28 protein-coding genes, 1 tRNA gene and 1 riboswitch are annotated in these 24,319 nt (G+C 41.9%); of the genes, 12 read left to right on the plus strand and 17 right to left on the minus strand.

Annotation, left to right across the window (positions count from 1 at the left end):
* The first annotated feature begins 46 nt into the window (after positions 1–46).
* Positions 47–895 (plus strand): CotO family spore coat protein, encoded by an 849-nt coding sequence (locus MOF34_RS04270; protein WP_419901021.1) that lies wholly within the window; start codon positions 47–49, stop codon positions 893–895.
* A 314-nt stretch (positions 896–1,209) separates the two neighbouring features.
* Here MOF34_RS04270 and MOF34_RS04275 read toward each other — a convergent pair whose 3' ends face one another.
* The 4 genes from MOF34_RS04275 to MOF34_RS04290 are packed head-to-tail and all read right to left on the minus strand — an operon-like array spanning position 1,210 to position 6,489.
* Positions 1,210–1,995 carry a hypothetical protein gene (locus MOF34_RS04275; RefSeq protein WP_019713994.1) on the minus strand — a complete coding sequence of 262 codons (786 nt, stop codon included), beginning with the start codon at positions 1,993–1,995 and terminating at the stop codon, positions 1,210–1,212.
* Complete coding sequence (locus MOF34_RS04280) at positions 1,988–5,665, minus strand: multicopper oxidase domain-containing protein (RefSeq protein ID WP_268398707.1); 3,678 nt, start codon at positions 5,663–5,665, stop codon at positions 1,988–1,990. The genes MOF34_RS04275 and MOF34_RS04280 overlap by 8 nt, the downstream gene beginning before the upstream one ends.
* 32 nt (positions 5,666–5,697) lie before the next feature.
* The gene (locus tag MOF34_RS04285) at positions 5,698–5,985 is read right to left on the minus strand and encodes a hypothetical protein (RefSeq protein ID WP_019713996.1); all 288 of its coding nucleotides are present in this window, start codon (positions 5,983–5,985) and stop codon (positions 5,698–5,700) included.
* Positions 5,986–6,006: 21 nt separating this feature from the next.
* Positions 6,007–6,489 carry a hypothetical protein gene (locus tag MOF34_RS04290; RefSeq protein WP_019713997.1) on the minus strand — a complete coding sequence of 161 codons (483 nt, stop codon included), beginning with the start codon at positions 6,487–6,489 and terminating at the stop codon, positions 6,007–6,009.
* A gap of 360 nt (positions 6,490–6,849) precedes the next feature.
* Between MOF34_RS04290 and MOF34_RS04295 the strand changes: the two genes are divergently transcribed.
* Both MOF34_RS04295 and MOF34_RS04300 read left to right on the plus strand, forming a co-directional pair.
* The gene (locus MOF34_RS04295) at positions 6,850–7,266 is read left to right on the plus strand and encodes a hypothetical protein (RefSeq protein WP_268398709.1); all 417 of its coding nucleotides are present in this window, start codon (positions 6,850–6,852) and stop codon (positions 7,264–7,266) included.
* A 98-nt stretch (positions 7,267–7,364) separates the two neighbouring features.
* Positions 7,365–7,844 carry a hypothetical protein gene (locus tag MOF34_RS04300; protein WP_268398710.1) on the plus strand — a complete coding sequence of 160 codons (480 nt, stop codon included), beginning with the start codon at positions 7,365–7,367 and terminating at the stop codon, positions 7,842–7,844.
* Positions 7,845–8,518: 674 nt separating this feature from the next.
* Here MOF34_RS04300 and MOF34_RS04305 read toward each other — a convergent pair.
* The 5 genes from MOF34_RS04305 to MOF34_RS04325 all read right to left on the minus strand — a co-directional run bounded on the left by MOF34_RS04305 (position 8,519) and on the right by MOF34_RS04325 (position 11,060).
* Positions 8,519–8,962, minus strand: coding sequence for a CotY/CotZ family spore coat protein (locus tag MOF34_RS04305; protein WP_268398712.1), 444 nt, complete (start codon positions 8,960–8,962; stop codon positions 8,519–8,521).
* A 162-nt stretch (positions 8,963–9,124) separates the two neighbouring features.
* On the minus strand, positions 9,125–9,586 hold the full coding sequence (gene cotY / locus MOF34_RS04310) for a spore coat protein CotY (protein WP_019714001.1): 462 nt from the start codon (positions 9,584–9,586) through the stop codon (positions 9,125–9,127).
* Between the two features lie 150 nt (positions 9,587–9,736).
* Complete coding sequence (locus tag MOF34_RS04315) at positions 9,737–10,228, minus strand: spore coat protein (protein WP_019714002.1); 492 nt, start codon at positions 10,226–10,228, stop codon at positions 9,737–9,739.
* Positions 10,229–10,317: 89 nt separating this feature from the next.
* Positions 10,318–10,632 carry a spore coat protein gene (locus MOF34_RS04320; protein ID WP_268398715.1) on the minus strand — a complete coding sequence of 105 codons (315 nt, stop codon included), beginning with the start codon at positions 10,630–10,632 and terminating at the stop codon, positions 10,318–10,320.
* A 41-nt stretch (positions 10,633–10,673) separates the two neighbouring features.
* A complete protein-coding gene (locus MOF34_RS04325; RefSeq protein ID WP_268398717.1) occupies positions 10,674–11,060 on the minus strand; it encodes a spore coat protein in 387 nt (128 codons plus the stop codon).
* Between the two features lie 154 nt (positions 11,061–11,214).
* On the opposite strand from MOF34_RS04325, the gene MOF34_RS04330 reads away from it, so the two are divergent.
* The 4 genes from MOF34_RS04330 (at position 11,215) to spoVIF (ending at position 12,678) form a co-directional block, all read left to right on the plus strand.
* Entirely contained in the window at positions 11,215–11,571 is a 357-nt protein-coding gene (locus MOF34_RS04330) for a DUF1360 domain-containing protein (protein ID WP_019714005.1), read from the plus strand.
* A 286-nt stretch (positions 11,572–11,857) separates the two neighbouring features.
* The gene (locus MOF34_RS04335; RefSeq protein ID WP_019714007.1) at positions 11,858–12,064 is read left to right on the plus strand and encodes a hypothetical protein; all 207 of its coding nucleotides are present in this window, start codon (positions 11,858–11,860) and stop codon (positions 12,062–12,064) included.
* A gap of 81 nt (positions 12,065–12,145) precedes the next feature.
* Positions 12,146–12,298 (plus strand): YjcZ family sporulation protein, encoded by a 153-nt coding sequence (locus tag MOF34_RS04340; RefSeq protein WP_019714008.1) that lies wholly within the window; start codon positions 12,146–12,148, stop codon positions 12,296–12,298.
* Positions 12,299–12,423: 125 nt separating this feature from the next.
* Complete coding sequence (gene spoVIF / locus MOF34_RS04345) at positions 12,424–12,678, plus strand: sporulation-specific transcription regulator SopVIF (protein WP_019714009.1); 255 nt, start codon at positions 12,424–12,426, stop codon at positions 12,676–12,678.
* Between the two features lie 71 nt (positions 12,679–12,749).
* Here spoVIF and MOF34_RS04350 read toward each other — a convergent pair whose 3' ends face one another.
* The gene (locus MOF34_RS04350; protein WP_268398720.1) at positions 12,750–15,029 is read right to left on the minus strand and encodes an ATP-dependent helicase; all 2,280 of its coding nucleotides are present in this window, start codon (positions 15,027–15,029) and stop codon (positions 12,750–12,752) included.
* Between the two features lie 119 nt (positions 15,030–15,148).
* Between MOF34_RS04350 and MOF34_RS04355 the strand changes: the two genes are divergently transcribed.
* Positions 15,149–15,403 (plus strand): hypothetical protein, encoded by a 255-nt coding sequence (locus MOF34_RS04355; protein WP_029317022.1) that lies wholly within the window; start codon positions 15,149–15,151, stop codon positions 15,401–15,403.
* Positions 15,404–15,477: 74 nt separating this feature from the next.
* Here MOF34_RS04355 and MOF34_RS04360 read toward each other — a convergent pair whose 3' ends face one another.
* Genes MOF34_RS04360 through MOF34_RS04370 form a run of 3 tightly spaced genes read right to left on the minus strand, consistent with a single transcriptional unit; the run spans position 15,478 to position 17,178 of the window.
* Positions 15,478–15,900: a GNAT family N-acetyltransferase gene (locus MOF34_RS04360; protein ID WP_268398722.1), complete on the minus strand. Its 423-nt coding sequence runs from the start codon at positions 15,898–15,900 to the stop codon at positions 15,478–15,480.
* Between the two features lie 3 nt (positions 15,901–15,903).
* The gene (locus tag MOF34_RS04365; protein WP_019714013.1) at positions 15,904–16,419 is read right to left on the minus strand and encodes a YjcG family protein; all 516 of its coding nucleotides are present in this window, start codon (positions 16,417–16,419) and stop codon (positions 15,904–15,906) included.
* 36 nt (positions 16,420–16,455) lie between these two features.
* A complete protein-coding gene (locus MOF34_RS04370) occupies positions 16,456–17,178 on the minus strand; it encodes an esterase family protein (protein WP_019714014.1) in 723 nt (240 codons plus the stop codon).
* A 167-nt stretch (positions 17,179–17,345) separates the two neighbouring features.
* Positions 17,346–17,469: riboswitch (SAM riboswitch) on the plus strand.
* Between the two features lie 67 nt (positions 17,470–17,536).
* Between MOF34_RS04370 and metI the strand changes: the two genes are divergently transcribed.
* Complete coding sequence (gene metI / locus MOF34_RS04375) at positions 17,537–18,658, plus strand: cystathionine gamma-synthase/O-acetylhomoserine thiolyase (RefSeq protein WP_079288710.1); 1,122 nt, start codon at positions 17,537–17,539, stop codon at positions 18,656–18,658.
* On the plus strand, positions 18,651–19,823 hold the full coding sequence (gene metC / locus MOF34_RS04380; RefSeq protein WP_268398724.1) for a cystathionine beta-lyase: 1,173 nt from the start codon (positions 18,651–18,653) through the stop codon (positions 19,821–19,823). The genes metI and metC overlap by 8 nt, the downstream gene beginning before the upstream one ends.
* Positions 19,824–19,851: 28 nt before the next feature.
* Here the strand turns inward: metC and MOF34_RS04385 are convergent, their stop codons facing one another.
* Together MOF34_RS04385 and MOF34_RS04390 are read right to left on the minus strand one after the other, a co-directional pair.
* On the minus strand, positions 19,852–20,397 hold the full coding sequence (locus MOF34_RS04385) for a GNAT family N-acetyltransferase (RefSeq protein WP_268398725.1): 546 nt from the start codon (positions 20,395–20,397) through the stop codon (positions 19,852–19,854).
* 70 nt (positions 20,398–20,467) lie between these two features.
* Positions 20,468–21,658 (minus strand): DUF819 family protein, encoded by a 1,191-nt coding sequence (locus tag MOF34_RS04390; protein ID WP_268398727.1) that lies wholly within the window; start codon positions 21,656–21,658, stop codon positions 20,468–20,470.
* Positions 21,659–21,830: 172 nt separating this feature from the next.
* On the opposite strand from MOF34_RS04390, the gene MOF34_RS04395 reads away from it, so the two are divergent.
* Positions 21,831–21,903, plus strand: a tRNA-Val gene (locus MOF34_RS04395).
* A 122-nt stretch (positions 21,904–22,025) separates the two neighbouring features.
* On the opposite strand, the gene MOF34_RS04400 is transcribed toward MOF34_RS04395, so the two are convergent.
* Both MOF34_RS04400 and MOF34_RS04405 read right to left on the minus strand, forming a co-directional pair.
* Entirely contained in the window at positions 22,026–22,244 is a 219-nt protein-coding gene (locus tag MOF34_RS04400) for a tyrosine-type recombinase/integrase (RefSeq protein ID WP_419901022.1), read from the minus strand.
* A 636-nt stretch (positions 22,245–22,880) separates the two neighbouring features.
* Positions 22,881–23,534, minus strand: a complete 654-nt coding sequence (locus MOF34_RS04405; RefSeq protein ID WP_268398729.1) for a hypothetical protein — start codon at positions 23,532–23,534, stop codon at positions 22,881–22,883.
* Between the two features lie 588 nt (positions 23,535–24,122).
* On the opposite strand from MOF34_RS04405, the gene MOF34_RS04410 reads away from it, so the two are divergent.
* Positions 24,123–24,319, plus strand: a 197-nt coding sequence (locus tag MOF34_RS04410; RefSeq protein WP_268398731.1) for a helix-turn-helix domain-containing protein, incomplete at its 3' end; no start/stop codon positions are given.

Raw genomic sequence — 24,319 nt, forward strand, 5'->3', positions numbered from 1 at the left:
TTTTCAGCTTTCTGTCATATAGATAGAATATGACACAATCGGAGGGATGAAGATGTCTAATAAGAAACGAAACGCGGATAAAAAACCGCTCATGTATATTGTTCAGCCGGATTATGCAGAAACACGCTCATCCATGCAGGAGATTGTTATTAAAAAGAAAAACAGGTTTGCACCAGCAAAACCAGAATCAGAATCAGAACCAGAACAATCATTAACAGATGCAGAAAATGACACAAAAGAGAAAGAAGCAGAAACCGTTCAAAAAGCACGTCAATTGCCGGATAAAACGGTCAATCAACAAGAGCAGCTTTTGAACGCAATAGAAAAGCAAAAGGAACACCTAATGAAGATTTCGGAGGGAAAACAGCGTAGATCTGTCGGTAAGGAGGATAAACGAATACAAGAATTAACAAAAAAGCAAGAGGATAAACCGCAAACCTCGAATAATATGAATGATCATTCACATCATAAAGAAAATTCGGAAACTAATAATCAAGAATCCTCACATAAAAGCGAACGTTCTGAATCTAATGGAGCTGACAGTCTAATTAAAGGTGATGAAAAAAATATCAAAGGACCTGAAACTAAAGCTGAGCATCCAGAAAAGCAACCGGAAGCTGTACACAATATAAAAGCCGATGAAAAAGCTGTTTCGCATAAACGGATAAAAAAGCCAATGAGTAAGATGTCCATCCATGAAAAAATCGATTTTTTAACAAAGCTTCCGCATAATATGCCAAGAGCTTTGTGCCTAATAGAGGCTAAGGGCAAAACTTATAGAGGGGTGATTGTTGGTCGTAGAAACAATTCTGTCCTAGTTCGGACTACAGGAAATGGCGCCCCAACTGAGTTGTTGATAGATGATATTACGTCCTTGCATCCATTAGGGTTTTAATAAGTTGATACGCTGCGGAGGCTCGTTATTGGCGAACCTTTTATAGGAAGCCAGCAAACCTGGCAGACAGATTTAATACTCATGTATCAGTGTGTTTCGGTAAGCTCTTCCGAAACACACTGATTTTTTTGACTTGCGTCATCAAACATCACATACAAGGTTCAATTTGATAAAAAGTGACTGTTTTCGATCGAGAATATTTAGGACAACCTTGTTCTATTAAGTTATTAGAGGGAATAAAAGAACAAACAGGAAAAGCGTATCTTTCTTGAAACCCACTTTTCCTGTTTGAGTTAAGATATCTTTACTAATCATTATACCTTTATGAAACAAATGTCATTTAAATGAAGTTCAACGATATCTTTTTTGGTGTTGATTTGAATTGAATCATCCTCTACACATTGTAAAGTGCCATCCATAAGGATGATTTGGCCTGAATCACCTTCTGCTAATTTCACTACAATCTTACAGCCTATAAAACTCTCTAAAAACAGATTCAGCTTAAGTCCGAAAAATAAATTGATTAAATATGGGCTTTTTGAGACGATCTCCCCAAAATGTAAGATGATTTCACGTCTCAAGCAAGTGTCAATATCAATTAACTCCTGAACGTGCCCCATGTGGCTGCCGTGATCATTAGTGTGCTGAACAAACCGAATTCTATTAAAAGGGATAAGGATATTCTCCTCAAAATCATCTAAAATAATGAAATCTAGCCCTGAATCAACAAAACCAGCAGTCACTATGTCTATTTCATCTCCGCATATCATCTCTACTTTTACATATTGGTTTCGAAGTGTTTGCATTTTTTGCTGCAATGCTCTGGTTTGATCTGGTTCCGGCCTATTTCCTACTGTTCTCAGCAGTTCGTTAACCTCTTCAATACAGGCCCGAAGCTCTTCAAGTTCTTCATGTGGCAATATGCTAGTTGGAGATGGGAATCTGGGCTGCGGTATTTGTTCCTGACATTGAAACGGGGAACAAAAAAAACCTTCCGCTTCATCTGCAGATACACATTCAGGACAACGGAACCGATACCGAAAAGGGTGAAGCAACGGATCCGGACAATCATGTTCGAAAGAATGGCTGCTCTTATTCATTGTCAATGCCTCCATCCGCTGTTTTTAACGGAGCAAGTAGATCTGGTTTTATTTCATCTAATACACGAATAATCCCCCATAATCCCAGTTCAATGTCCCAACGAATATTTCCGGATCTATACATATAGTCTCCTGGGGTCCCGTAGTGACCGCCTGCTCCATTAATCAGTTCGAATGTGTCTTGCGAACCGGCTATATTTTGCCCTTTCATTGATACAACCTCTGAATTCAAATCGTTTCTGCTTCTTTGCCATTTGTGGCCATGAATTAAGAAGGTATGAGCTCTTGCCCGGTCTGCCGGTAAAATAAAGCGTACTTTTATTGGATCATCGGGATAAGCATAAAATATAGGTGTTGATGGGTCGCCGTGAACTTTAGAACTAAACACTTTATGAACATCTGGATCTTGTGCCAGACGATGGCTGAAACGTTCATTCCGGTAATTAAATCCGCGAGAACCTTGATCTTCAAAATCCTCAATTTCGTCGCTCTCCGGATCTGCGAATACGACTCGCGGATCGAGTATAAGATTATTATTCGCATCAAGCAATCTTGCTCCATCATGCATGATGATGGCAAATTCACGATATTCCCCGATAAATGGATGGGAAATAATAACCTCCTGTCCCCCTGGGTTTACTTCTTTTCGTGTGATTGGATCTAAATAGGCCGAGCCTTGAGGTTCTGTAATTAACATTCCAAAAGCTCCATGGTGACGATGATTTCGAAGATCAGCCATATCCCACAGGTTGCAGGCTCCCACATCTTGATCGATAAACCACCTATAAGTGATACACTCCCCTGGCCCAACGGTCTGATCCGGATTAAAACCGACTGTTGCTCCGTCTGAGCCTAAAACATCATATTCAACCAATTGCGGATGCATCGAGATTCTGCAAGACGGTGCAAATGGAGCTTCAACAGGAACTTCAGGATATTCATGAATAAGTTTATTGTGAAATTGATCAGGGTCAAGCTTGTTGTGTAATGTGATCTCAACACAATCACCAACATTTGCCCTGAGGATCAGCGGCTCTGGGTTACATGTCCCAGAACGTATATCTTCCTCCTTTTCAGCTAAGGCAAAAACAATGCCATGAGGGTCATGATCACCATATTTGTTATACACAATATCTGCTTGTAACGCCACCACTTCAAACTTTCTCACAGGCGCATTTGTTTCACACGGCTGCCCAGGGGAGTTAGCTGGTGGCGGCAATTCACCGGTAGGGCAGGGGAGTTCCTTCGTTCTTTCTTTTGGGAAAGGCTGGTCAGGCAGCGGCATTAATTCAGGTATATATTCTTGATAAGAGCGCAGCAACCCCCATAATCCAAGCCATAAATCATCAAGAGCCCCAAAATGATAAAGGGTATCAAAGTCTCCCTTACCATCCATAAAAAATTCAAAGGTAAAGGCTTCAGCTATTCCGATATGCTGTTGCTGAACAATATCTGAGTCTAGGTCAGCGCGTTCCCGATGCCATCTCATTCGGTGCAGATTAAAGCTATGCGATTCTTCATGAGCGCCTTGAATCAAACGAATACGGACCGGGTCACCATTATAGGTAGATAAAATTGGCGTAACCGGATCACCGTGAACGTAAGAGCTAAAGACATACGCAGGGTCGCATCCCGGCTGTTTTAAGCGGAACTGAAGAGGCTCATTTCGATAATTAATTCCCATAACGCCGGGATCGTCATGCGAGCTCGGAAAAGGCGGCGGATTAAGCGGACAACCATCTTTATCGAATAACAAAGAAAAGTCATGAACTTGAAGCATGAGCTCACGAAAATCAGGAATATACGGATGCATGATCATTGCTTGAGTGCCTGATTGGATTTCTTTTCCAGTTTTGTTATCTAAGAAGGTTGAACCTCTTGCTTCGACCAGAACGGAAGCAAATACCCCATGCTGCTGGTGTTCATTGGCAAATAAGTGATCATGGAAAAATGTCGCTTTTAATTCTACGTCTGCAAACCATTGATAATGGATTGTCTGGCCGGGCAATACACTTGTATCATAATTCCATCCTACATTTGAACCATCAGCACTAAGCGCATCAAATTTAACGAAATGGACATGCAGACCAGCTTCATACGTCCGTATGACAAGCTGAAATGCGTCTCCGCCAATCGTTTCAGGCAGTTTATTGGTAAACCTTATTCTCACACACTCCCCGGCATTTGCACGTATTGTTAACGGTTCCGGCGGTTTGCGTCCTGATAAAACATCCTCCTCATCCTCAGCAAGAAGGTATAAGCGTCCTTGGGGGTCATGCCAGCCTTCTTTGTTATAGACAATTGGCATTTGAACGAGCACAATATCAAAGTCCCTGACAGGAGCGCCCGGAGGGCATGGATTCGTAAAGGCGGCACCCGGAACAGCACGCGGATCAAATTGCTTAACCTCCAACTCAGTAGAAGGGCGTCCCCCTTCAATTCCAAGTGGAGGCCTCGGTGCTTTGCACCCAAAAGAACCCGGAATAAAATTAGGAAAACCCGGACGCTCTGCATTTGGCCGTGGCGGGGGTTCCCGATCAGGCAATGGCTGAAGAGCTGCGATGGGAACCCCGTTTGGGTAACACTGGCTGCCATCTTGAAGGGTGTTAAAGGTTCGGTGTAATCCCCACATTCCCTCAGTGAAGTGCGGATATAAATGACAATGAATAATGGCATCGCCAAAAGAGCCATGCAAGCTCCCAGAACCATATAAAACAGCAATTGTATATGAATTTTGCGGCGACACTGCTTGAACATCCAAAATGTCAGAGTCTTTATCATTTTCTTCAAATTGCCATTGATGAACATGCCAATGGAACGTATGGGTTTCTTTCGTTCCTCCATGGATCAGCCTGATTTTTATCGGATCATCTCTATAAGCACGCAAGATTGGAGTATCTGGATCACCGAAAGTCCACGAATCATGATGCACCTCTTCACCGTCACAGTCAGGACAGACGACTCCATGATGAACTAAATTTACTCTATTTCGATGAGGCTCTGAACGGTAATTAATCGGGAATGTGCTTTCCGGCTGGAGTGTGTGTGGCCCAATAGGTGTTTGGCCAGCAAGATTCTTCACCTCAGTTTCATCATGAAAAAACCAAGCTAATTCACGAAAAGAGGGCAAAAATGGGTGATGAATATCCGCAGATACCCCGCTGTTTATCGGCTCTCCTGTAATTGGATCTGTCCACCATGACCCGGCCGCTTCCACAATAAGGCTTCCAAACAGGCCATGGATATTGCTTCCTAACTCACTGGATAATGGATTTCCTAAGTCTGTGAAAATGTGGATGCCTTCCTCAAACACTTCCCAATGGTAAACCTGTATTCCGCCAGGTGGACAGGGAGGTGCAGTTGAATCTTTATTGCAGCCTACAAAGGCACCGTCAGACGTTTGAACATTGTACTCAGCACTCTGAATATGCATTGAAGTGTTAAAGGGAAGCTGGTTTTCAAATAAAATTTCTACTTCATCGCCAACGTTTGCTCTAATAGTTAAAGGCTCAACCAAATCAACGGGCATAAAGGGGTTTTCAGCCACACATCGTTTTACTTTTTCTTCATTCTCTTTTAAGACATACATCATCCCGTTTGGATCATGGTCGCCATATTTGTTCATAACAATTCGTATGGGAATCGCGACAACATGGTACTTTCTTAGCAAAGTCAGTACCCTCCTTCCATCGTTATATGACATTAGCAAATATCTGGAATGGTGAATTCTTTATTTTCAATAAAGAAAACCGCTATATCATCAATATGAATTCTGAACACATGACCATCTAATTGCATCACATTTGTTGTTTCTGCTTCCAGTATGATGAAATCCCCTTCGACTTCTATAATTTCTCCGATAAAGGTGAAGGGATATTGTGCAGTTAGAATAAACGCTCTTTCTCCGATTCCTTCTTCAAACGCTTCACAAACAATGACTCTGCGAATGGCATTTATGCTTAATAAACGATCGACTTTATTTAATGACATGGAAAAGCTGCCCCCTGTTCTTTACGTTAATGAAATCCGTGTGCTGCAATCAAAGCGTGTGAAATGTGAAATTCTTTCTAACGGAAACGTTAAAGGTATTGGAAAACGGTTATAAGGAGCATTTGGCATTTTGATAATAACAGGGTTCAACGTAATAAAACCGTTTGTTACCTCATCAATAGTCCCGCAGAAAATCGGCCGGAACGTCTGCCCAAATAAATTTAACTGATCTTCTTGCATCACGAGTAAAATATCTTCACCCAATAAATCTAAGAAAATTTCATTTTCAGATAAAATTTCATTCGAGTGGATGAGATCACTTATTTCACTTACCGAAGATGAAAGTCTAACCGATTCATGCCTTGAACGGGATGAACTCTTTGAACGCTTGGGATGTTCCCTCTGATATCCCTCCTCAATTGTTGTTTTCACACATTCCTCTCCAACACTTACACCATCAGGGAAATCAGGAACAAAAATTTTTGAAGGTCTCGCTCTTTTCATTGCTTCATTTATCCTCCTTCCAATTACCATCTAAATTTGTTTATGTCGCACCTATTGGTTATATATGTTAAAGACCCAATAGGGGTTCGCCTATTCAATATGTAAAAATGGAAATAAAAATGTTGGTTTTCATTATTTTATGAAATAAAAAAAGCGCGAATTCGCACTTTTACAATGGATGAGAAGAAAAGGCTGTAAAAATGAAATAAGAGTAGTAAGCAGGTCTCATACATCAAATGAGAGCCGTCTTAGTTGCGAATTCGCACATCATTTACTTCCTAAATGCGTTTAGTGGGAAAATCCACCACCGCAACGATTGCAAAACCGTCTCTTACAATGATGACATGATACAACCCAGCAATGACGGAAATCATGATGATCTTTGCATTTGCAGTCATGATGACGGTCTTTGCATTTGCAGTCATGATGACGGTCTTTGCATTTGCAGTCATGGTGATCGTCTTTACGACGGTCGTGACGGTCGTCTCTGCAGCGGTCATGGTGATCGTCTTTACAACGGTCGTGACGATCGTCTCTGCATCTGTCATGATGATCGTCTTTACAACGGTCGTGGTGATCGTCTCTGCATCTGTCATGATGACGGTCTTTACAACGGTCGTGGTGATCGTCTCTGCAGCAGCGGTCATGTTTATCTCTATCAAACCGGTCAAATTTTACTCTATACATCCTTTTCCCTCCTATCTGAAGATCTCTATATCATATGAAGTTGAAAATTTGATGTATCAGCAGCAATCTATTAATTACCGTTTTTATTAAAAGTTTTAGAGCGAATTTAAGAAACATATTATATATGCCTTGGCGCTTATGGTTTTTACTCATACATTAGGAATAAATAGAAAGAAGGAGAATGATATATGAGTTATGTCAGGAAGAAGAGAAGAATGTCATCAAATGAAAAAGTGCTAAAAGGAGTCCTCTGCAACGTAGGAACAGATTTTGTAGATATCCTGTTATCGGATAATACCGTTATGACTATCCTTAGAAGCCAAATCAAAAAAATTAATTGGTGTGATTCAGAGTGCCGTCCTTGCCCAATTTGTCAACATAGTGATTGTATTTGTGAATATCATCATGATTGCCAGGATGATGTTCACCACGATGAGGATTGCGGTTCACATCGTGAACACGACTGCCCGCGAAACTCACATCATCACTGCACATGTATAGATTATCTGAATCATCAACCAATCAGAAACCATGGTATTCCTTTGTGTGACGACAGAGTTCAATTAAGGCTGGCAGGATTAACATCAAATTTTAACTTTCAGTTATTTCGATTTAAAGGCTGCTTAGTTGAAATTGAGCTTCTGGATAAGATGGGTAATGGACAATAGATGGGGGGACAAACATGAGAAGAATCAACCGGCGTAAGCAAGAGGCGGATGATAACACCAGTACAGTGAAAGGGACTATATGTAATGCGGGCATTGATTTTGTAGATGTGTTATCTAAAGATGGTCGTGTGACAACAATATTGGTTGATCGAATTGATAAAATACATTGGGTTGATCCAGACTGCAACCCGTGTGACGGTGTTTACTGCATTGAATGTGACATTTGCGAGCGCTCAAGCTGTGATGACCACAACTGTAGCTGCTATCAATACTTTCACAACCAGCCGATGGAAACAATCTGTTTAGACCGACACCGCATTCCTAATTGTGATCACATTCAGTTTAGAAGACACAGAGGTGTATTTCCGCATTTAAGTTTTGAACTGTTTCGTCATATTGGGTGCGAGGCAGAGATTCATGTTTCGAGATAATCAAAACGTATGTTTCTTTTTTCAGACTGTCGATTTGGCAGTCCTTATTTTATTCAATTGAGTATACATAACTCCAAAGGACCCTGGCTTTTTATTTGTGAGCATCTATACATCATGCTGCATTTCTGTTTTTGTTTATTCTTCTATATTATTATTGAGTTTTTTCACAATATAAAAACTTCCCTCTAAACCATCTGTCTGTTTAGAGGGAAGGATATCAAATTGCGGCTCTTCCCCTTTTCATTAACCAAGATTGCGGTTAATTAATCGTGGGTTTAGACACTTAATAGCACAAAAATGATTTAAATCCACTTCGATGCAGTAATGTGTTTTTTCCAGTCTGAATAATTCACAGACTGTTTCTTTTTCGGCGAAGTCCAGAATTTCTCTTTGTTCATTAAATGCAATCAGTAAGGAGAGCGTTGCACAGCAACCGTTGACCTTTTCTACCTTGAAGAAAATCGTATTAAAGCATGGTCCGTTATCCAGTCCGCCGATATTTCCGAAAGCGAGAAATGGTTTTGATTTTGATGTGAATAGAACAAAGGGCACAGTATCGCCTAAGTTATGGTTGGGAGAGAGGAGTTTTGCATCGCAGCCTGTCGGACAATCCTCTTTAACTGCATTTTGAAGCTCATCAATATTTTCTATTGCTTCACATACGCAGTTTACTGATTTTTGACTCATATTATCCCTCCTGTCTATAGAGTTTGATGATCTGTTATATAATATTGAGATTCAGCTGCTCTTTCACAAGGCAGCTGAATCATTTGAGATTCGTATCAGTAGAAGAGATTGGAAGGGGAATTCTTATAAAGATACAAATCATTGTCGCATAAGCCCTTGCTATTATCTAGGAGGCGTACGGTCAACTAATTCTGGCGAGAGGCATTGAATAGCACAGAAGCATTCGAGATTCACTTCGATACAAAAGTCAGTCTTTTGAAGCCCGAAAAAGTCTTCATCGCAAGGGTGGCAGACACTCAGCGTTTCACCATTAACATCGACAGGCCGTAAAATTGTCAATGTCGCACAGCAGTCGCATAATTTTTCAACGCGGAAGAAAATAGACTCAAAGCATTGTAAATCATCGACAAATCCTCCAATGTTACCGAATGTGGAGAACAATCCGCCTTTTTCATCGAACAAGAGAAACGGAATCGTGTCTTTACCGATAATCATCGGATTTAAAAGGTTAGTATAGCAGCCAGTCGGACACTGTTCTTCAACTGCCTCTTGCTCTGCTAAAATCTTCTCGACTGCATCGCATACGCAGTTTTCATTCCGGCCATGGTTTTTTCCGCAGCTCATTGATTTCAGCTCCTTCTTTATAGGGTATTTGACTTTAGTCCTTAACAACATATGTACCCGTGCCCCACTTGGTGTGGGTGAACGTCTATATATTCATCATATGCTTGGAAAATAAAAAAAGCAGAGCTTTTTGGCTCTGCTTTTTAAGCATTACAGGATGAGGATGATTGCCAAGACGGCAACGAGTGTATTGATTGCTGTGGAAATGAGTACTGCGATATCGGCATCTACTGTTGTGACATTTACACCGCGTGAATTTTCGATAACTAGTTTTTGGCGGTTTACTTGCTTGTTTTGAGTAATCTGAAGCAAGTCTTGAGCAACAAGTTCTGCAATAACTCCATCTGCAATTGAAGTGAGTGAGGCTACAACTACAGCACTATTAATTGCGGTAAGAACTGAGGCAACAACCTGAACATCAGTGGATGTTACATTAATGTCACAGGAATCTCTAATGATGATTGTTTCATCGGATAGTTGTTTGTTTACATTCGCTTGCGCAATATCTTGGTCAATAAAAGCGTCATCGTCTTTACATTTTTTGTGAGCGCAAAGTTTTTCCTGTACTGCTTCTTCCTCTTCTTCTGCAGGGTGTGGACAATTCGGGTCAAGCGCTACCCAAGAGTATGGTCTGCTTTCCATGTGGTTTCCTCCTTTACTTTTACTATTATTTAATGACTGCAGTACGTGTTTTGACTGAGGCATATACCCTGATAAAAATCACTATTTTTTTATTGATTCGATTTATTCTGGCGTCTTTGTCTTAGCTGTTCGATTAATTGTTCTCTTCTGTTTAAAGGTTCCTTGTTTTGTTGTTCTGTCTCTGCTTCTTTTTTCTTTTTGTGGTTCTCTTTGAGTGCATCTGCTTTTGCTTGCAAATCTTTAACTAAAGCTATTAGCATTTCTTTCTCTTCGTCAGTCACTTTTCTCATTTTGTCTTTGGTAACCCCATGTTTTGAGAAAATATTGTTAACAAGTAATTTTGTCATCGGATCTGCCTTTGGAAGATCCTCAAGATCAGCTTTGTTTTTTTCGTTTTCAGACATTTATCTCACCTCAAGTCTTTTATTTTTATGAAAAGAAAGGATTAAAGAATGTCAAGTTCCATTAACAGGGAATTTAATATTTGAAGGAGGATCTGTATAAAGGCTATTATCTCGTCTGCAAGCAGGGTCACTTTAATATTTCTGCTATTCATAATTTTGATGACTGTTTTTTTTCTTATTTGAGATTTACCAAGAATAAGGATTTCATTTGCTACAGCGTCAGCAGAGAATTGATCAGCAATTACCAGCTGTGGAGTAAGGATCATTATCGTTGTAACTAAGGCCTGTATAGAAAGGGCTGATGTTATATGTGACGTATCGATTGTGATTCTTTCGCAATCAATAACTTCAACCTGCTGCTCGAATTCGCTTGATAATTGCTTGAATATATCAGGATGCAGGGATTCAATTTTTTGTTCAAATGACATAACCTTCACTCCTTTCTTATCCATACTGTATATAATGCAGAAGAGGTGTAGAGCGGAATAAGAAAAATAACCAATTTTAAACAGGACAAGATACAAATTCATGAAAGCTAGGGCCTCGGCATATATGTGAAGGGATAATGAGAGGAGTGAACAAGTGGTTATAAGTTGGTTGTCTCTTTTCCTTCTTTCGCTTGCGGTCTTTCGGCTCACTCGCTTGCTGGTGTTTGACACGATTATGGCGCCCCTTCGCAGCCTTTTTCATGAAGAGAAGGAGGAGAAGGATGCGGACGGGAATATGGAAACGTATATTGTCATTAAGGGAACAGGCATGAGGGCCTTTATCGGTGAATTGCTGAGCTGCTATTGGTGTACAGGTGTGTGGTGTGCCGGTTTTTTGATTTTGTGCCGGGCTTTGATCCCGCAAGTGGCGCAGTGGCTGATTTTACTGCTGGCGATCGCCGGTCTTGCCGGCATTATAGAAACCCTCGTATCAAGATGGCTGGAAGAATAAGGCGTTACCACCATCAACTTTCGGTCAGTAACCGCATAAAGTAGCATATATATGACATAAGGAAAGGAAGGGAACTAAATGAATCAATTCAATAAACCTTCCCATAAGACTCCATATAAAGATTCATCAAATCAAACAAAAAAGATTAAAAAGAAAGGCTGCGGGTGCGGAAATAAAAAGAAAAAGCCTAAATAGCGTGGCAACAACGAAAACCGGAGATCTCCGGTTTTTTGTTTTTGTTAACGGAGCGGTCTCGTTCAGCATATATCTAAGTGGGGGGATAGCAGTGAATGAGTTCGAAAAATGGATAGAAGGAAAATATGAACCTCACGAACAAAAGCAAAAAAAGCATGAAGACATCATGAGCAACATCAGAAAAGACTTGGATGCATTCGACGAAGCAGGTCTGGCGTTTGAAGAGGAGATTGAAGAGCTGACGGAAAAAACCGAAGCTTTACTAAAAAAACAACAGGCTCAGTATGACCCATCGTAAATCCGCAAGCGCCCTATGCGAATATCCAAGCCGAATAAAATGACTCACATAGTGTATAAAGAGTAAAGGAGGTGCTTATCTATGGGCTATGGATTCGGAGGCGGCTACGGCTGTGGCGGCTACAGCGGTTATGCTGGCGGTTACAGTGGTGGCGGCTATGGTTCAACATTTGTTCTATTGGTTGTATTATTCATTCTGCTTATCATCGTGGGTGCATCTTTTTGTAACTTCTAAGGTGAATTGAGGAAGTACGGGTAACACCCTGTGCTTCCTTGCCTTGTTTATTTTTTTTTAAGGAAGCACATTGAATAGTGTACATTCATACAATACCATATCACTCCGCCAAAAGGAGGCGCATTATGGATAATCAATTTTTTAAGAACATCGAAAAGAAAACAGGCGTTAATATGCAGGATGTCATGAATCTTGCCGGCTCTCTTCAAAACGCCAATTTTAAAGACGAAAACACAGTGCGCAGCGTGATTAGCCGTGTAGCACAGCTGGCAAACAGACGCGTGCCGAAAGAATTAGAAGATAAAATTGTGCAATCCATTACAAGCGGTAAAGAAAAGCTTGATTTTGGAACCATTTCTAAAATGCTGGATAATAAATAAGCGAATGGCCTGGCTGACTTTTTCAGCGGGCCTTTTTTACAGAAAAAACCCAGCAGATCACTGCCGGGCTGTTAGTTGTGCAAGGGCTGTCTTACTTGCTGTAATAACGGATACAAAAATCTTGAACGGTGAGCCGTTTTACCGCGCCTGTTGGCGGGACAAGACAAATATAAATGCTGTTTTGCCCGGGTCATCGCTACATATAAAAGGCGCCTTTCTTCCTCAAGTGGAGCTTCATCTCCTTTTCTCGCTGTTTCTAATGAGAAATCGTGAGGAATTGAGCCATCTACCGCGCCTAACACGTAGACGGTTTTAAATTCAAGGCCTTTTGACCGGTGAATGGTCATCAGCTGAACGCCATTTTCAACTGTTTTGTTTTTCTCAGCGGCTCTCATATGGTCAACGTGGGCGAGAAAGTCAGGAATCGTTTTGAATTTCTTGGCGACGACCTTGATGTCACGCAGGTCGTCGGATCCTTTTTCCAGCTTATTGCCCTCATTACCCCGTTTTTTTAAATACTCCGAGAAGCCCATTTTTCCTTCTGCAAAGGTGATCGCTTCCACCGGCTTCATCGTGCGGAGGCTTGCAAAAAACGGTACGATCTTCTTGATTTTGTCCAGCTGGAACGGCTTTAGATCAGGCAGTTTGACCAGCGCTTTAATCATGGTGCAGTCCTCGGTAATCGAGAGCGCCTTCAGTGTGTTCAAAGCAGACTGTTTTAAGAACAAGGCTGGCAGCAACTGCTTCATCGCCTCAGTGTCATCCTCATTTTGGCTGGCGTACAAGTATGCGAGAATCTGGCGGACAATCCGTCTGCTGTAAAACGACTGTACGCCGCGGTCTGCTGTATACGGAATTGACGAATGATGAAGCCTTTCGTATATGGCGCGGCCTCCGCTGTTTGTGCGGTAGAGAACTGCAAAGTCTTCAGGGCTCGCCCCGTTTTGGATTTTTTCTTTGATATCGGAAACTACCATTGTGGCTTCTTCCTCTTCGTCATAAGGATAAAACAGCACAGGGGCCTGGACGTCATCACGCGCCGCTTCAAGCATTTTGGCATACCTGTTTTTGTTCTTTTTCACGACGGTATCAGCGCTGAATACGATCGGATGCGTAGACCTGTAGTTTGCAGTTAAATAGATCGTCTTCGCTTCAGGATAATCCTTTTGAAAATCAAGTATAAAGGACGGATTACTTCCCCGAAACGCGTAGATGGATTGGTCATCGTCCCCGACACAGCACAGATTTTGCTCCGGACTGGCGAGCATTTGCATGATTTTATATTGAACCGGGTTAATGTCCTGAAACTCATCAATTAAGATATAGGTAAACCGAGATTGATATTGTTCGAGAAGATCCGGCCGATCGATAAACAATTCATAGCAGGCGGATGCCATATCATCAAAATCAAATTGATTGTGTTCTTTTTTTTTGCGTTCATAATGTTCATATAAACGATAGACTTGTTTTTCCCACTCATCTTGCAAAGGAATGCGTTCATTCGGCACATAAGTGTTTTTCCAGAAACCGATCTGCTGCAAGGCCTGATCAACGGGGAACTCCTTCTCATCTATGCCTTCTTCATAGAGTGCTTTTTTGATATATTGTTCCCGCTGCCATTCCATTTTCAGCAGATGCTCGCCGTTCCATTTAGCAGAATCATAGTGATACAAGATTTTATAAAACAAGCTATGGAATGTTCCGGTGACAAGCCGTCTCACTTTTGCCGGCTGTAATCCGTACTGCTTCGCCATACGCTCTTTCATTTCAGCGACAGCTTTTGTTGTAAAGGTGACGAGCAGCATGTGTTCCGGCGGTATGCCCAAGTGTTCGATCATGTGGGCGGCGCGCGCCGTTAACACCCGTGTTTTCCCGCTTCCCGCACCTGCAAGCACTAGCAGCGGGCCTTCCGTTTCTGTGACAGCTTTCAGCTGATCCGAGTTCAAGCCGACAGACGGAAAAAGACTCGTATCAGGTTTTATTGTTTTTTGTACAAAGGGTGTTCCGGGTTTAATGGTTCTAGGCCGCTTCCATTCCGTGGCAGCTGAAGACGAGTCATCAGTGATCGCTTTTCCCTTGGGTAAACGAAAGACACCGAATTCCTGATCATCTTCTTTTTTCTCTTCTTTAATGGGTTTCGTTTCGCAGGCCTTTTCACATGCCGGAAAATAGCCTGGCTGGCGGTGGATAAACTCCGGCGGATCGGCGATGTTGAGCCTTAACAAGACGGGTTTTCCGCAATGAGAACAAAATAAACGTCCTTTTATTCCTTCTTCAAAGAGGAATTGGTAATGTTCTCTCGAATATGTATGTAAATGTATGGTTCGATCATTCAGTCGGGCGCATTTCAAACAGGGATCCTCCCAATCAAAAAAAGGTGTTCATTACAGACAAAGACTATCATATCAAAAGAAACGTGTTTCAAAAAGTCAGTTTAAGGGAAAAGGAACAGCAGAAGGGTGGGTATCGCATGATATATGCAGGTCAAATTCAGAACCAGCAATACGCTCAATATGCAAATAGGACGATTGGACACAAGCAGGATTACGCCGGAACCGAAAAAATCAACTATGTCTCGTTTCAGCGGGTATACAAGGAACTTGAAAAGCAGCAGGAGAATCAAACAGCTGCTGAAAGAAAAGTAAACGAGACAAAACGTAAGCGCTCTCTTTATAAGAGATTTCGAGAAAAAGGGATGGGCACTTATATTAATCGATATGTATAAAAACCGTTCATATCCAGAGAGAACGGTTTTTAATGTGCGGAAAAAATCCGGATCTCAATAGACCCGGATGCTGTTTAGTCCTTAATCATTTGTAAGTGGGGAATGCCGGCATCGAAAAATTCTTTTTCAGAAAGAACGCGATACCCGTGTTTTTTGTAAAACGGCACGGCCTGCGTTTGCGCGTTTAAAATGAAACCGGAAGCGCCGCCGTCTGAAGCCGCTTTTTCGAGTGCCTTCATAATGATGCCGCCTACGCCGGAGGAGCGATGGCTTTTCAATACGCAAATCCGTTCTAACTTGCCGTAGCCGTCCTTCATACGCCATCTTCCGGCACCGACAGGCGTTTCGCCGTCATACACAACGATATGCTCCGACTCATTTTCAAGTTCGTCAATTTCTTCTTCAGCAGGCACGTTTTGTTCTTTGACAAAGACTTCTTTTCTTACATGAAATGCATCTTTCATTTGTTTTTCATTTTTTGCGATAACTGCTTCCAAATACTATTCTCCTTTGCCTAGCAAAAAGGTTTCATATACTGTCCACGAACCATTATCCAGCTGGTAAAGCAAGTGGAAACGATCAACGATTTCTTCATGCGACACTTCCTGCATTTTTAATTGACCGAGGACATCCGAATGCTCATCGTCGGAAAGGTTTTGGCCTACCGTCACATGCGGAACAAAAGCGTATTCCTGTTCACCAGCCAGCACACCGGTGTATAGCTTTTCATTGAGTGTTTTTAATTCTTCCGTCGGCTCTGCTTTCATGTAAATGACATTATTAACAGGAGCAAATGAGCTGTATTTTGTCATTTTGAGAACGACCGGATGGGACTCCTTTGCGATGTTTCTCAGATGTGATACAAGCTGATCCGCTTTCTCCTCCGTCAATTCAAACGATGTTCTTAGCGTCAAATGGGGCGGGATCAGGGAATAGCTTGGATCATAGCGCTTTCTGTAAGAGTTCGCAAGGTCTTGGAGTTTTTTTGATGGAAATAAAACGATTCCGTATTTCATATTATGTCCCTCCTGGAAATAAAGTATGATTGATTATTAAAGCATTTTTTTCAGGGCCGGCGTGATAAGCGGCTGCCAGTATGTCCACTTATGGTCTCCGTCAAATGGTTCAAAATCATAATCGGAAAGCTTCTTCTCCAGCAGCTGTTTCAGCTCCCGGTTCGGTTCTGTAAAATCCAGAATGTTTCCGTCTGTCGTGTGGACGTCAGTTTCTTTTGTTCCGATTTGGTGATAAATAGAGAGGTGTGTGATATCGTCTGACTGTTTCACAGCTTCCAATACATGTTTGTCAACATAGGGAGACTGCATGATAATATTTCCGAACATATTCGGATAATCAAGCGCTGTCATAAGAGAAACGGTCGCTCCGAGAGAATCACCAATCAGCGTCCGACCGTAGCCGACTTGATAGGTTGGATACTCGTCATCTGCAAACGGAACGAGCTCATGGGCGATGAACCGTTTATACGCCGAAAATTTTGAGCCTTCCGGATGGTAGGTTTTTCTGCGCTCTTTTACATCCTTATAAGGAACACCGATAATAATGCTCCGGTCTATTTCTCGCTTGGACAGCAATTCTTCGACCTGTCTGCCGATTCTCCCCAGCCTGAAATAATCGTGGCCGTCCTGCGCGATAATGACATGGTATTTATAAAGGGGGGAGTAGTTGGACGGCAGATAAACGAGCAATGTCATTTCCTCGTTAAGCTCTTTGGAAAAGAATTTCTTTTCTTGCACTGTACCGTTTTTCGGTGCCATAATACATTCCTCCAGGACATCACTAGACTTTCTTGCTGTTTTCCATTATTGTACCATGAATTATTAGAAATTTCTCTCTTTAAACGGTTCGGAATTCGAAGAAAAAAGAGTTGAAATAAACTGCAAATTGCGCTAATATAAAACAATCAGAAAATTGAAACCGATATTTCTTATCGTGAGAGGTGGAGGGACTGGCCCTTAGAAACCTCAGCAACCGGCTTGTTTTGCATATGTGCAAAACGCCAAGGTGCTAAATCCAGCAAGCGTTTTTTTATGCTTGGAAGATAAGAAGAAGCGTTAAACCCCTTCTTCTTATGAAGAAGGGGTTTTTATTATGAAAAGGGAAGGTGTCAGCTATATGTCACAGCACGTTGAAACGAAATTAGCCCAAATCGGGAACCGAAGCGACGAAGTCACGGGAACAGTGAGTCCTCCTATTTATTTATCAACAGCCTACCGCCACAGAGGGATCGGAGAATCAACCGGATTTGATTATGTCCGCACAAAAAATCCGACACGCCAGCTTGTTGAGGACGCGATCGCCAGCTTAGAAAACGGCGCGAGGGGGCTTGCCTTCAGTTCAGGAATGGCTGCCATCCAAACGATTATGGCGCTGTTTAAAAGCGGAGATGAACTGATCGTTTCATCGGACCTATATGGCGGCACGTACCGTCTGTTTGAAAACGAGTGGAAAAAATACGGATTGACCTTTCATTATGATGATTTCAGCGATGAGGACTGTTTACGCTCTAAGATTACGCCGAATACAAAAGCGGTGTTTGTAGAAACGCCGACAAATCCGCTCATGCAGGAGGCGGACATTGAAAAGATTGCCCGGATTACTAAAGAGTACGGTCTTCTGCTGATCGTTGATAATACATTTTATACACCGGTCTTGCAGCGGCCGCTTGAGCTGGGAGCCGACATTGTGATTCACAGTGCAACCAAGTATTTAGGCGGGCATAATGACCTGCTTGCGGGACTTGTCGTTGTAAAGGATGAGCAGCTTGGTGAAGAAATGTTTCAACACCAAAATGCGATCGGCGCCGTCCTGCCTCCGTTTGATTCGTGGCTTCTGATGAGAGGGATGAAAACGCTGAGCCTCAGAATGCGCCAGCATCAGGCAAACGCGCAGGAGCTTGCGGCATTTTTAGAAGAGCAGGAGGAAATTGCCGATGTACTGTATCCCGGAAAGGGTGGCATGCTGTCCTTCCGTCTTCAAAAAGAAGAGTGGGTCAACCCGTTTTTAAAAGCGCTGAAGACCATTTGTTTCGCAGAAAGCCTCGGCGGGGTGGAGAGCTTTATTACATACCCTGCCACACAGACGCACATGGATATTCCTGAAGAAATCCGCATCGCAAATGGAGTCTGCAATCGTTTGCTGCGTTTTTCAGTTGGAATTGAACATGCGGAAGACCTAAAAGAAGACTTAAAACAGGCGTTATGTCAGGTTAAAGAGGGAGCTGTTTCATTTGAGTAATCACAATTGGTCGCTGGAAACCCAGCTCGTGCACAATCCATTTAAAACAGACGGCTCAACAGGAGCGGTCAGTGTACCGATCCAGCACGCATCGACTTTTCACCAATCCTCATTTGAAGAGTTTGGCGCATACGATTACAGCCGCTCAGGCACGCCGACAAGAACAGCGCTCGAAGAAACAATTGCCGCACTGGAAGGCGGAACGAGAGGATTTGCTTTCAGTTCAGGCATGGCGGCCATCTCAACAGCATTTTTACTGCTGTCACAGGGCGATCACGTTCTTGTGACAGAAGATGTATACGGCGGAACCTTCCGCATGGTAACAGAGGTGCTGACCCGGTTTGGCATTGAGCACACGTTTGTTGATATGACGGATAGTAACGAAGTGGCGCGGAATATCAAGCCGAATACAAAGGTCATTTATATGGAGACACCCTCAAATCCGACACTTGGGATTACAGATATTCAAGCGGTGGTTCAGCTTGCAAAAGAAAACGGCTGTTTGACCTTTTTGGACAATACATTCATGACACCTGCACTGCAGCGGCCGCTTGATCTCGGTGTGGACATTGTGCTTCACAGCGCAACAAAGTTCCTGAGCGGACACAGCGATGTGCTGTCAGGCCTGGCTGCTGTCAAGGATGAAGAGCTTGGGAAGCAGCTGTATAAGCTGCAAAACGCGTTCGGCGCCGTCCTTGGCGTACAAGATTGCTGGCTCGTGCTGCGCGGCTTAAAAACATTGCAGGTTCGTTTAGAAAAAGCAAGCCAAACAGCGCAGCGGCTTGCGGAGTTTTTCCAAAAGCATCCGGCGGTGAAACGAGTGTATTACCCGGGGCTGTCTGATCATCCGGGCGCTGAAACCCATAAAAGCCAGTCAACGGGAGCGGGCGCCGTGCTATCTTTTGAGCTTGAAAGCAAAGAGGCCGTTAAGAAATTAGTAGAGAATGTATCACTTCCGGTCTTTGCTGTGAGCCTTGGCGCTGTGGAATCGATTTTGTCCTATCCGGCAACGATGTCTCACGCGGCAATGCCTAGGGAAGAGCGTGAAAAACGCGGCATCACAGACGGCCTGCTTCGTCTTAGCGTGGGAGTCGAACATGCAGACGATTTAGAACGTGATTTCGAACAAGCGCTAAAAGAAATTGCGCCAGTGGCGGTCCGTTAAAAAGAAGCCGGGGATGGCCCGGCTTCTTTTATTGTTCATCATCATGATTCAGAATCGCGAGGACTTGATGATCCTCCCATTTTCCGTTGATTTTCACATTTTTTCGAGCGATGCCCTCTTTATGAAATCCCGCTTTTTTCAATACACGCATGGACCCGAGATTGCGGGGCATCACACCGGCTTCAATGCGATGCAGTTTCAATTCGTGGAACGCATAATCAACAACCAATCTGACCGCTTCTGTCATGAGTCCCTTTCCATTATGGGCTTTGTCTAAAAAATATCCGATGAACGCAGTTTGCAGCGCACCGCGGATGACTTGGAAGAGGGAAACCGTCCCGATTAATGTATCATCTGATGCTGTAAAAATGCCAAAGTGATATTCTTCATCTTTCTCCAGCCTTTGCTGATACTCCCTTATTCGTTTTCTCTGACCCTCAATCGTATAATAATCGTCTGCGCGTATCATGGAGAACTGTTCAAAAAAGTCCCGATTTTCGCTTTGCAGCCGCAGATTTTCTCCCGCATCCTTTACTTCTAAAGGTCTTATATAGATGTTTTTTCCTTTTAACATACCAGTAATCTCTCCGTTCCAATGTAAGCATTCCTCTTACATGATTCTGAGGTAAGTGCAAAAATCCTTTTTATAAGAAAGAAGAAAACCAGTTTCCCATAAAGGTGCCGACATAGTTTCCAATTAAGTAGCCGAGCGTACCGACAAGCATGATCGGGGCGACAAGCTCCCGCCAACCCTTGGCAATTGCCATCGCAGCCGCTGTTGTAGGCCCCCCGACAGCAGCGTTGACAGCGAGCAGAATTTCCTCCAGCCGCACGCGGAACAATTTTCCGACGGCTAAGGAAACAGTTAAATTGCTAATCGCAATGATAAACACAAATAATAGAATAAGAGGCGCATTGGTAACGATTAAGCGCAGATCTGCAGGAATGCCAATCACTACAAAAAACAAATAAATCAAAAAGGTTCCAAGCTCCTGAGAGCCATTAAGCTTTTCAAAAAAACGCGGGAAAAGAAAAATGATGAGAACAGTTAAAGACGTAAGCATCAGATACTGATCGCCAAGCGTTCCGGTCAAAAGGGGATGAGAAAAAAGGCTTTTAAAAAAGCCGGAAATCTTCACACTAACCGCAACAAGCGCAAAAGCAGCACCGGCATTAAAAGCGATATCCTTTAAGGAAATGTCCTTCCGTTTCCAATAGCTTTCTGCACTGTTTCCGCTCTTTCCATCGGCTTTTACTTTTTCTTCAAACGGCATAGCATAATGCCGCTGAAACCATTGAACTGCAGGAATACTGATTACTATAAAAAACAAAATCGCCATCATCACATTGTCAGCCACAACGGTAGCCGACACATATTCCCCCGGCGTCTCAAATTTTGCCGCCATCGCCGCAAAGTTGATCCCGCCGCCGATATAAGAGGCGCTGATCATTCCGGCGATTTTATCGAGATAAGGAATATGCTGTTTGAATAGAAAAAAAGAGAGGATGCTCCCAAGCACAGTGCCAGCGGAGCTAATCAGAAAAATAAAGAGCAAACGCCTGCTTTCCTTAAAAATCTGGCGCACATTGATCTGAAACAGCAAAAGAGGAATCGCCAGCGGCACCACATAAGACCAAACAGTATCATACACAGGCGATTCAACAGGAAGAACTCCTATATTTGTAAACACCATAGCACCTAAAAGCGCAATAATCGCTCCGGACACAGCGGACGCCCACTTAAAGCGCTGCTCCAGCCCGATGCTCACTGCCGCCCACACCGCAATAAATCCCCACAATACCCAAACATCATCAGAAGAAATCAAAGAACCCAAACCCCACCACCCCTATTGTTAGAAAATTAAGACATATTATAATAGCCGAGGAACGGAACAGCAAGTCCGAAAAAAATTTTTTCTAAAAAAGCAGTTGACGAATAGAAGGGAAGATTATATAATAGAACTTGTCAGAAAGACAACCACATACCCAGCAACATATACATATCATGATTCCGTAGCTCAGCTGGGAGAGCGCTACCTTGACAGGGTAGAGGTCGCTGGTTCGAGCCCAGTCGGAATCATAGCTTAAACCCTTGCGAAGCAAGGGTTTTTTACTTTGCTTTTATAAAGCCGGTTTATCAAATTCGCGAGTTGTTGGCAAACTGTTGGCGAACTTGATTCTTTGGCTTCAAAATTCATTGACCTATCCCTTTTTAGGGTCAAAATTATGGAATAGTTCAGCTGTCTCATCAGCTAATTTTTTTGTTACATGGCCATATCTATCGAATGTAGTTCGATAGCTGGCGTGACCGACTCGTTCTTGAATCGCTCTATAATTTGCACCAGCTTCAATTAATAAAGTAACCATTGTATGACGCAACTCATGAAGTCGTATTTTTTTAGCCCAGTTCATAATTTCCATACCAAATCCCCACTTCACGAAGAAACACCTTTTAGATACCACTTATTAACGCACAACATCATAGACGTTTGGAATTTCGTTTCTTTAATAATTTGGACCGAATTGTGTTGCTATACAATTTGTTAACGCTTTTGCTTCATAATTAATTGGTTGTGCTTGTAGCCTAAGCAGATGTTACAAAAGCAGGAGCTCTGGAAACTAGTAAAGCAAGAGACAATGCAAACCCAGTAAAAACTTTTCACTTTCATTTTAAACACTCCTTTAGAAATGTACTATAATAATTCACTGTAAGTAATTATCTCGTTGTGAATAAATGTTAATAACTTGTGGGCAATAGAGGATTAGATAGCACTCAGGAATATTTTTATGGCCATGCGGATTCTGGATATATTTCCAACACGATTAAGACCGGACATGGGAGCGTTCTTGCTTCGAAGGGAGATCATTTCATTTATGGGAGCTGCTTACTTTATAGATATTAATAAGTAATAGAAAAAAGAGGTGATTATTGCTGCTTGTAGGAATTAGTGGGAGGATAATAGATTCAGTTATTCACAAAATCGATTGTAACCTGTCTATAATTGATGTAAAGCACTCTCTTTTTAAAGCAAAAAAGCAGGCCGGATGGCCTGCTAATTAAAAATGATATTTTTTTGTGTACGAATCAGGAAATTTAGCTCCTACCGATTGTCCAGCAATATTCACACTCAATACAAATGATCCTTTTATATGGATTTTAACCCCTCTATTTTTATCATAAAAAGAATAGTTTGACACAGATTGATGCCAAGAAGATGGGAAGCTTGAAGAGTCAGACTTAATGGAAGTCACTTTTTTGAATTTTCTAGATTTTCCTGATCCTGTGTATGTATATTTAAAGTCAATCCACATATCATGTGGCAACCAAACTGAATATGCCCATTTTAATCTTTCTGCATTACTCCAACGTATTCTTTTTGTTCCTGTCTTTGTAGAAGATGCAGCTAAGAATGTATAGCTAGTTGGAGTTGTATTATCATTATACTCCTGAACGTTTAGCTTCTTGTTTTTAGAAGCTTTTTCATAATCTGCAACAGCTTTCTTGAATTCTTCTACATTATCAAATTTAATAGTAGGTGTATCTTTTGGTAAGTTATAAACAAGTTCCACACTATCTGTTTGCTTATCAAACTTTTGAAGTTCTTGTTTAATAGTTTTATGGTCTTTTTGGACTGCTGTTGTAGCTTTAGTATTAAATGGAGTAAATATTAAAGCTGTACAGAGTGCGACTAAAACTGCAATTTTTTTCATGATGAAGACTCCTTTGTATAATAATGTAACATATGCTATAATACCATGTAAAAGTATGGTAGTCTATATATTTTTTGAAAAAAAGGAGAAATTAAGAAAGAAAATATATTCTCTTTTAAGTATTATTACAGTTGTTATCTTGTCTGTGATTCCTGCATTAGGTACATTTACCTACAATTAATTTTCTAAGCCTCATTTTATAGTTGCAATCAAGTCAAAAGAAATAAAGTTTGTATCCCCTTTTAAATTCTTCACATTAGCCATTGTTTAACGAACATGACCTATATGTTCTTCAATAAAGCAAAAACTGTCTCGTATACACTGATGATTAGAGCCTCATCCCTCGAAAAATAACACGAGGCATTCTTAGGATACAATGAGAAGGTTCCAGCTTATGCAGAACTTACTATATAGCATGTGCGGTTCAAACCAAAAGTAAAACAATTAGAGGAATTGAAATAAAAAAGAGCCCTTCTCGTCAATAGAAGGGGAAAGGGACTGACCCCATAAGATGAGACAAATAAAAACACCTTCAAGTTTGAATACGGATGATTGTTATCCGAAATTAGACTTGGAGGTGTTTTTTCTATGGGGACAAGAGTGAGTTATCCGCTTGAAGTGAAACAGAAGGCTGTAGAAATGAGATTGGCAGGCGTACCTATGAAAGAGATCATGCAGGAGTTGAATATTAAGAATAAGACACAGGTTCAGACATGGGTTAGATGGCATAAAGCTGGGGATACACATCGATTCGAACAGCCTGTTGGAAAGCAATACACTTATGG

This window comes from Bacillus sp. T17B1 (assembly GCF_026796395.1).
Classification (GTDB): Bacteria; Bacillota; Bacilli; order Bacillales; family Bacillaceae; genus Bacillus; species Bacillus spizizenii_A.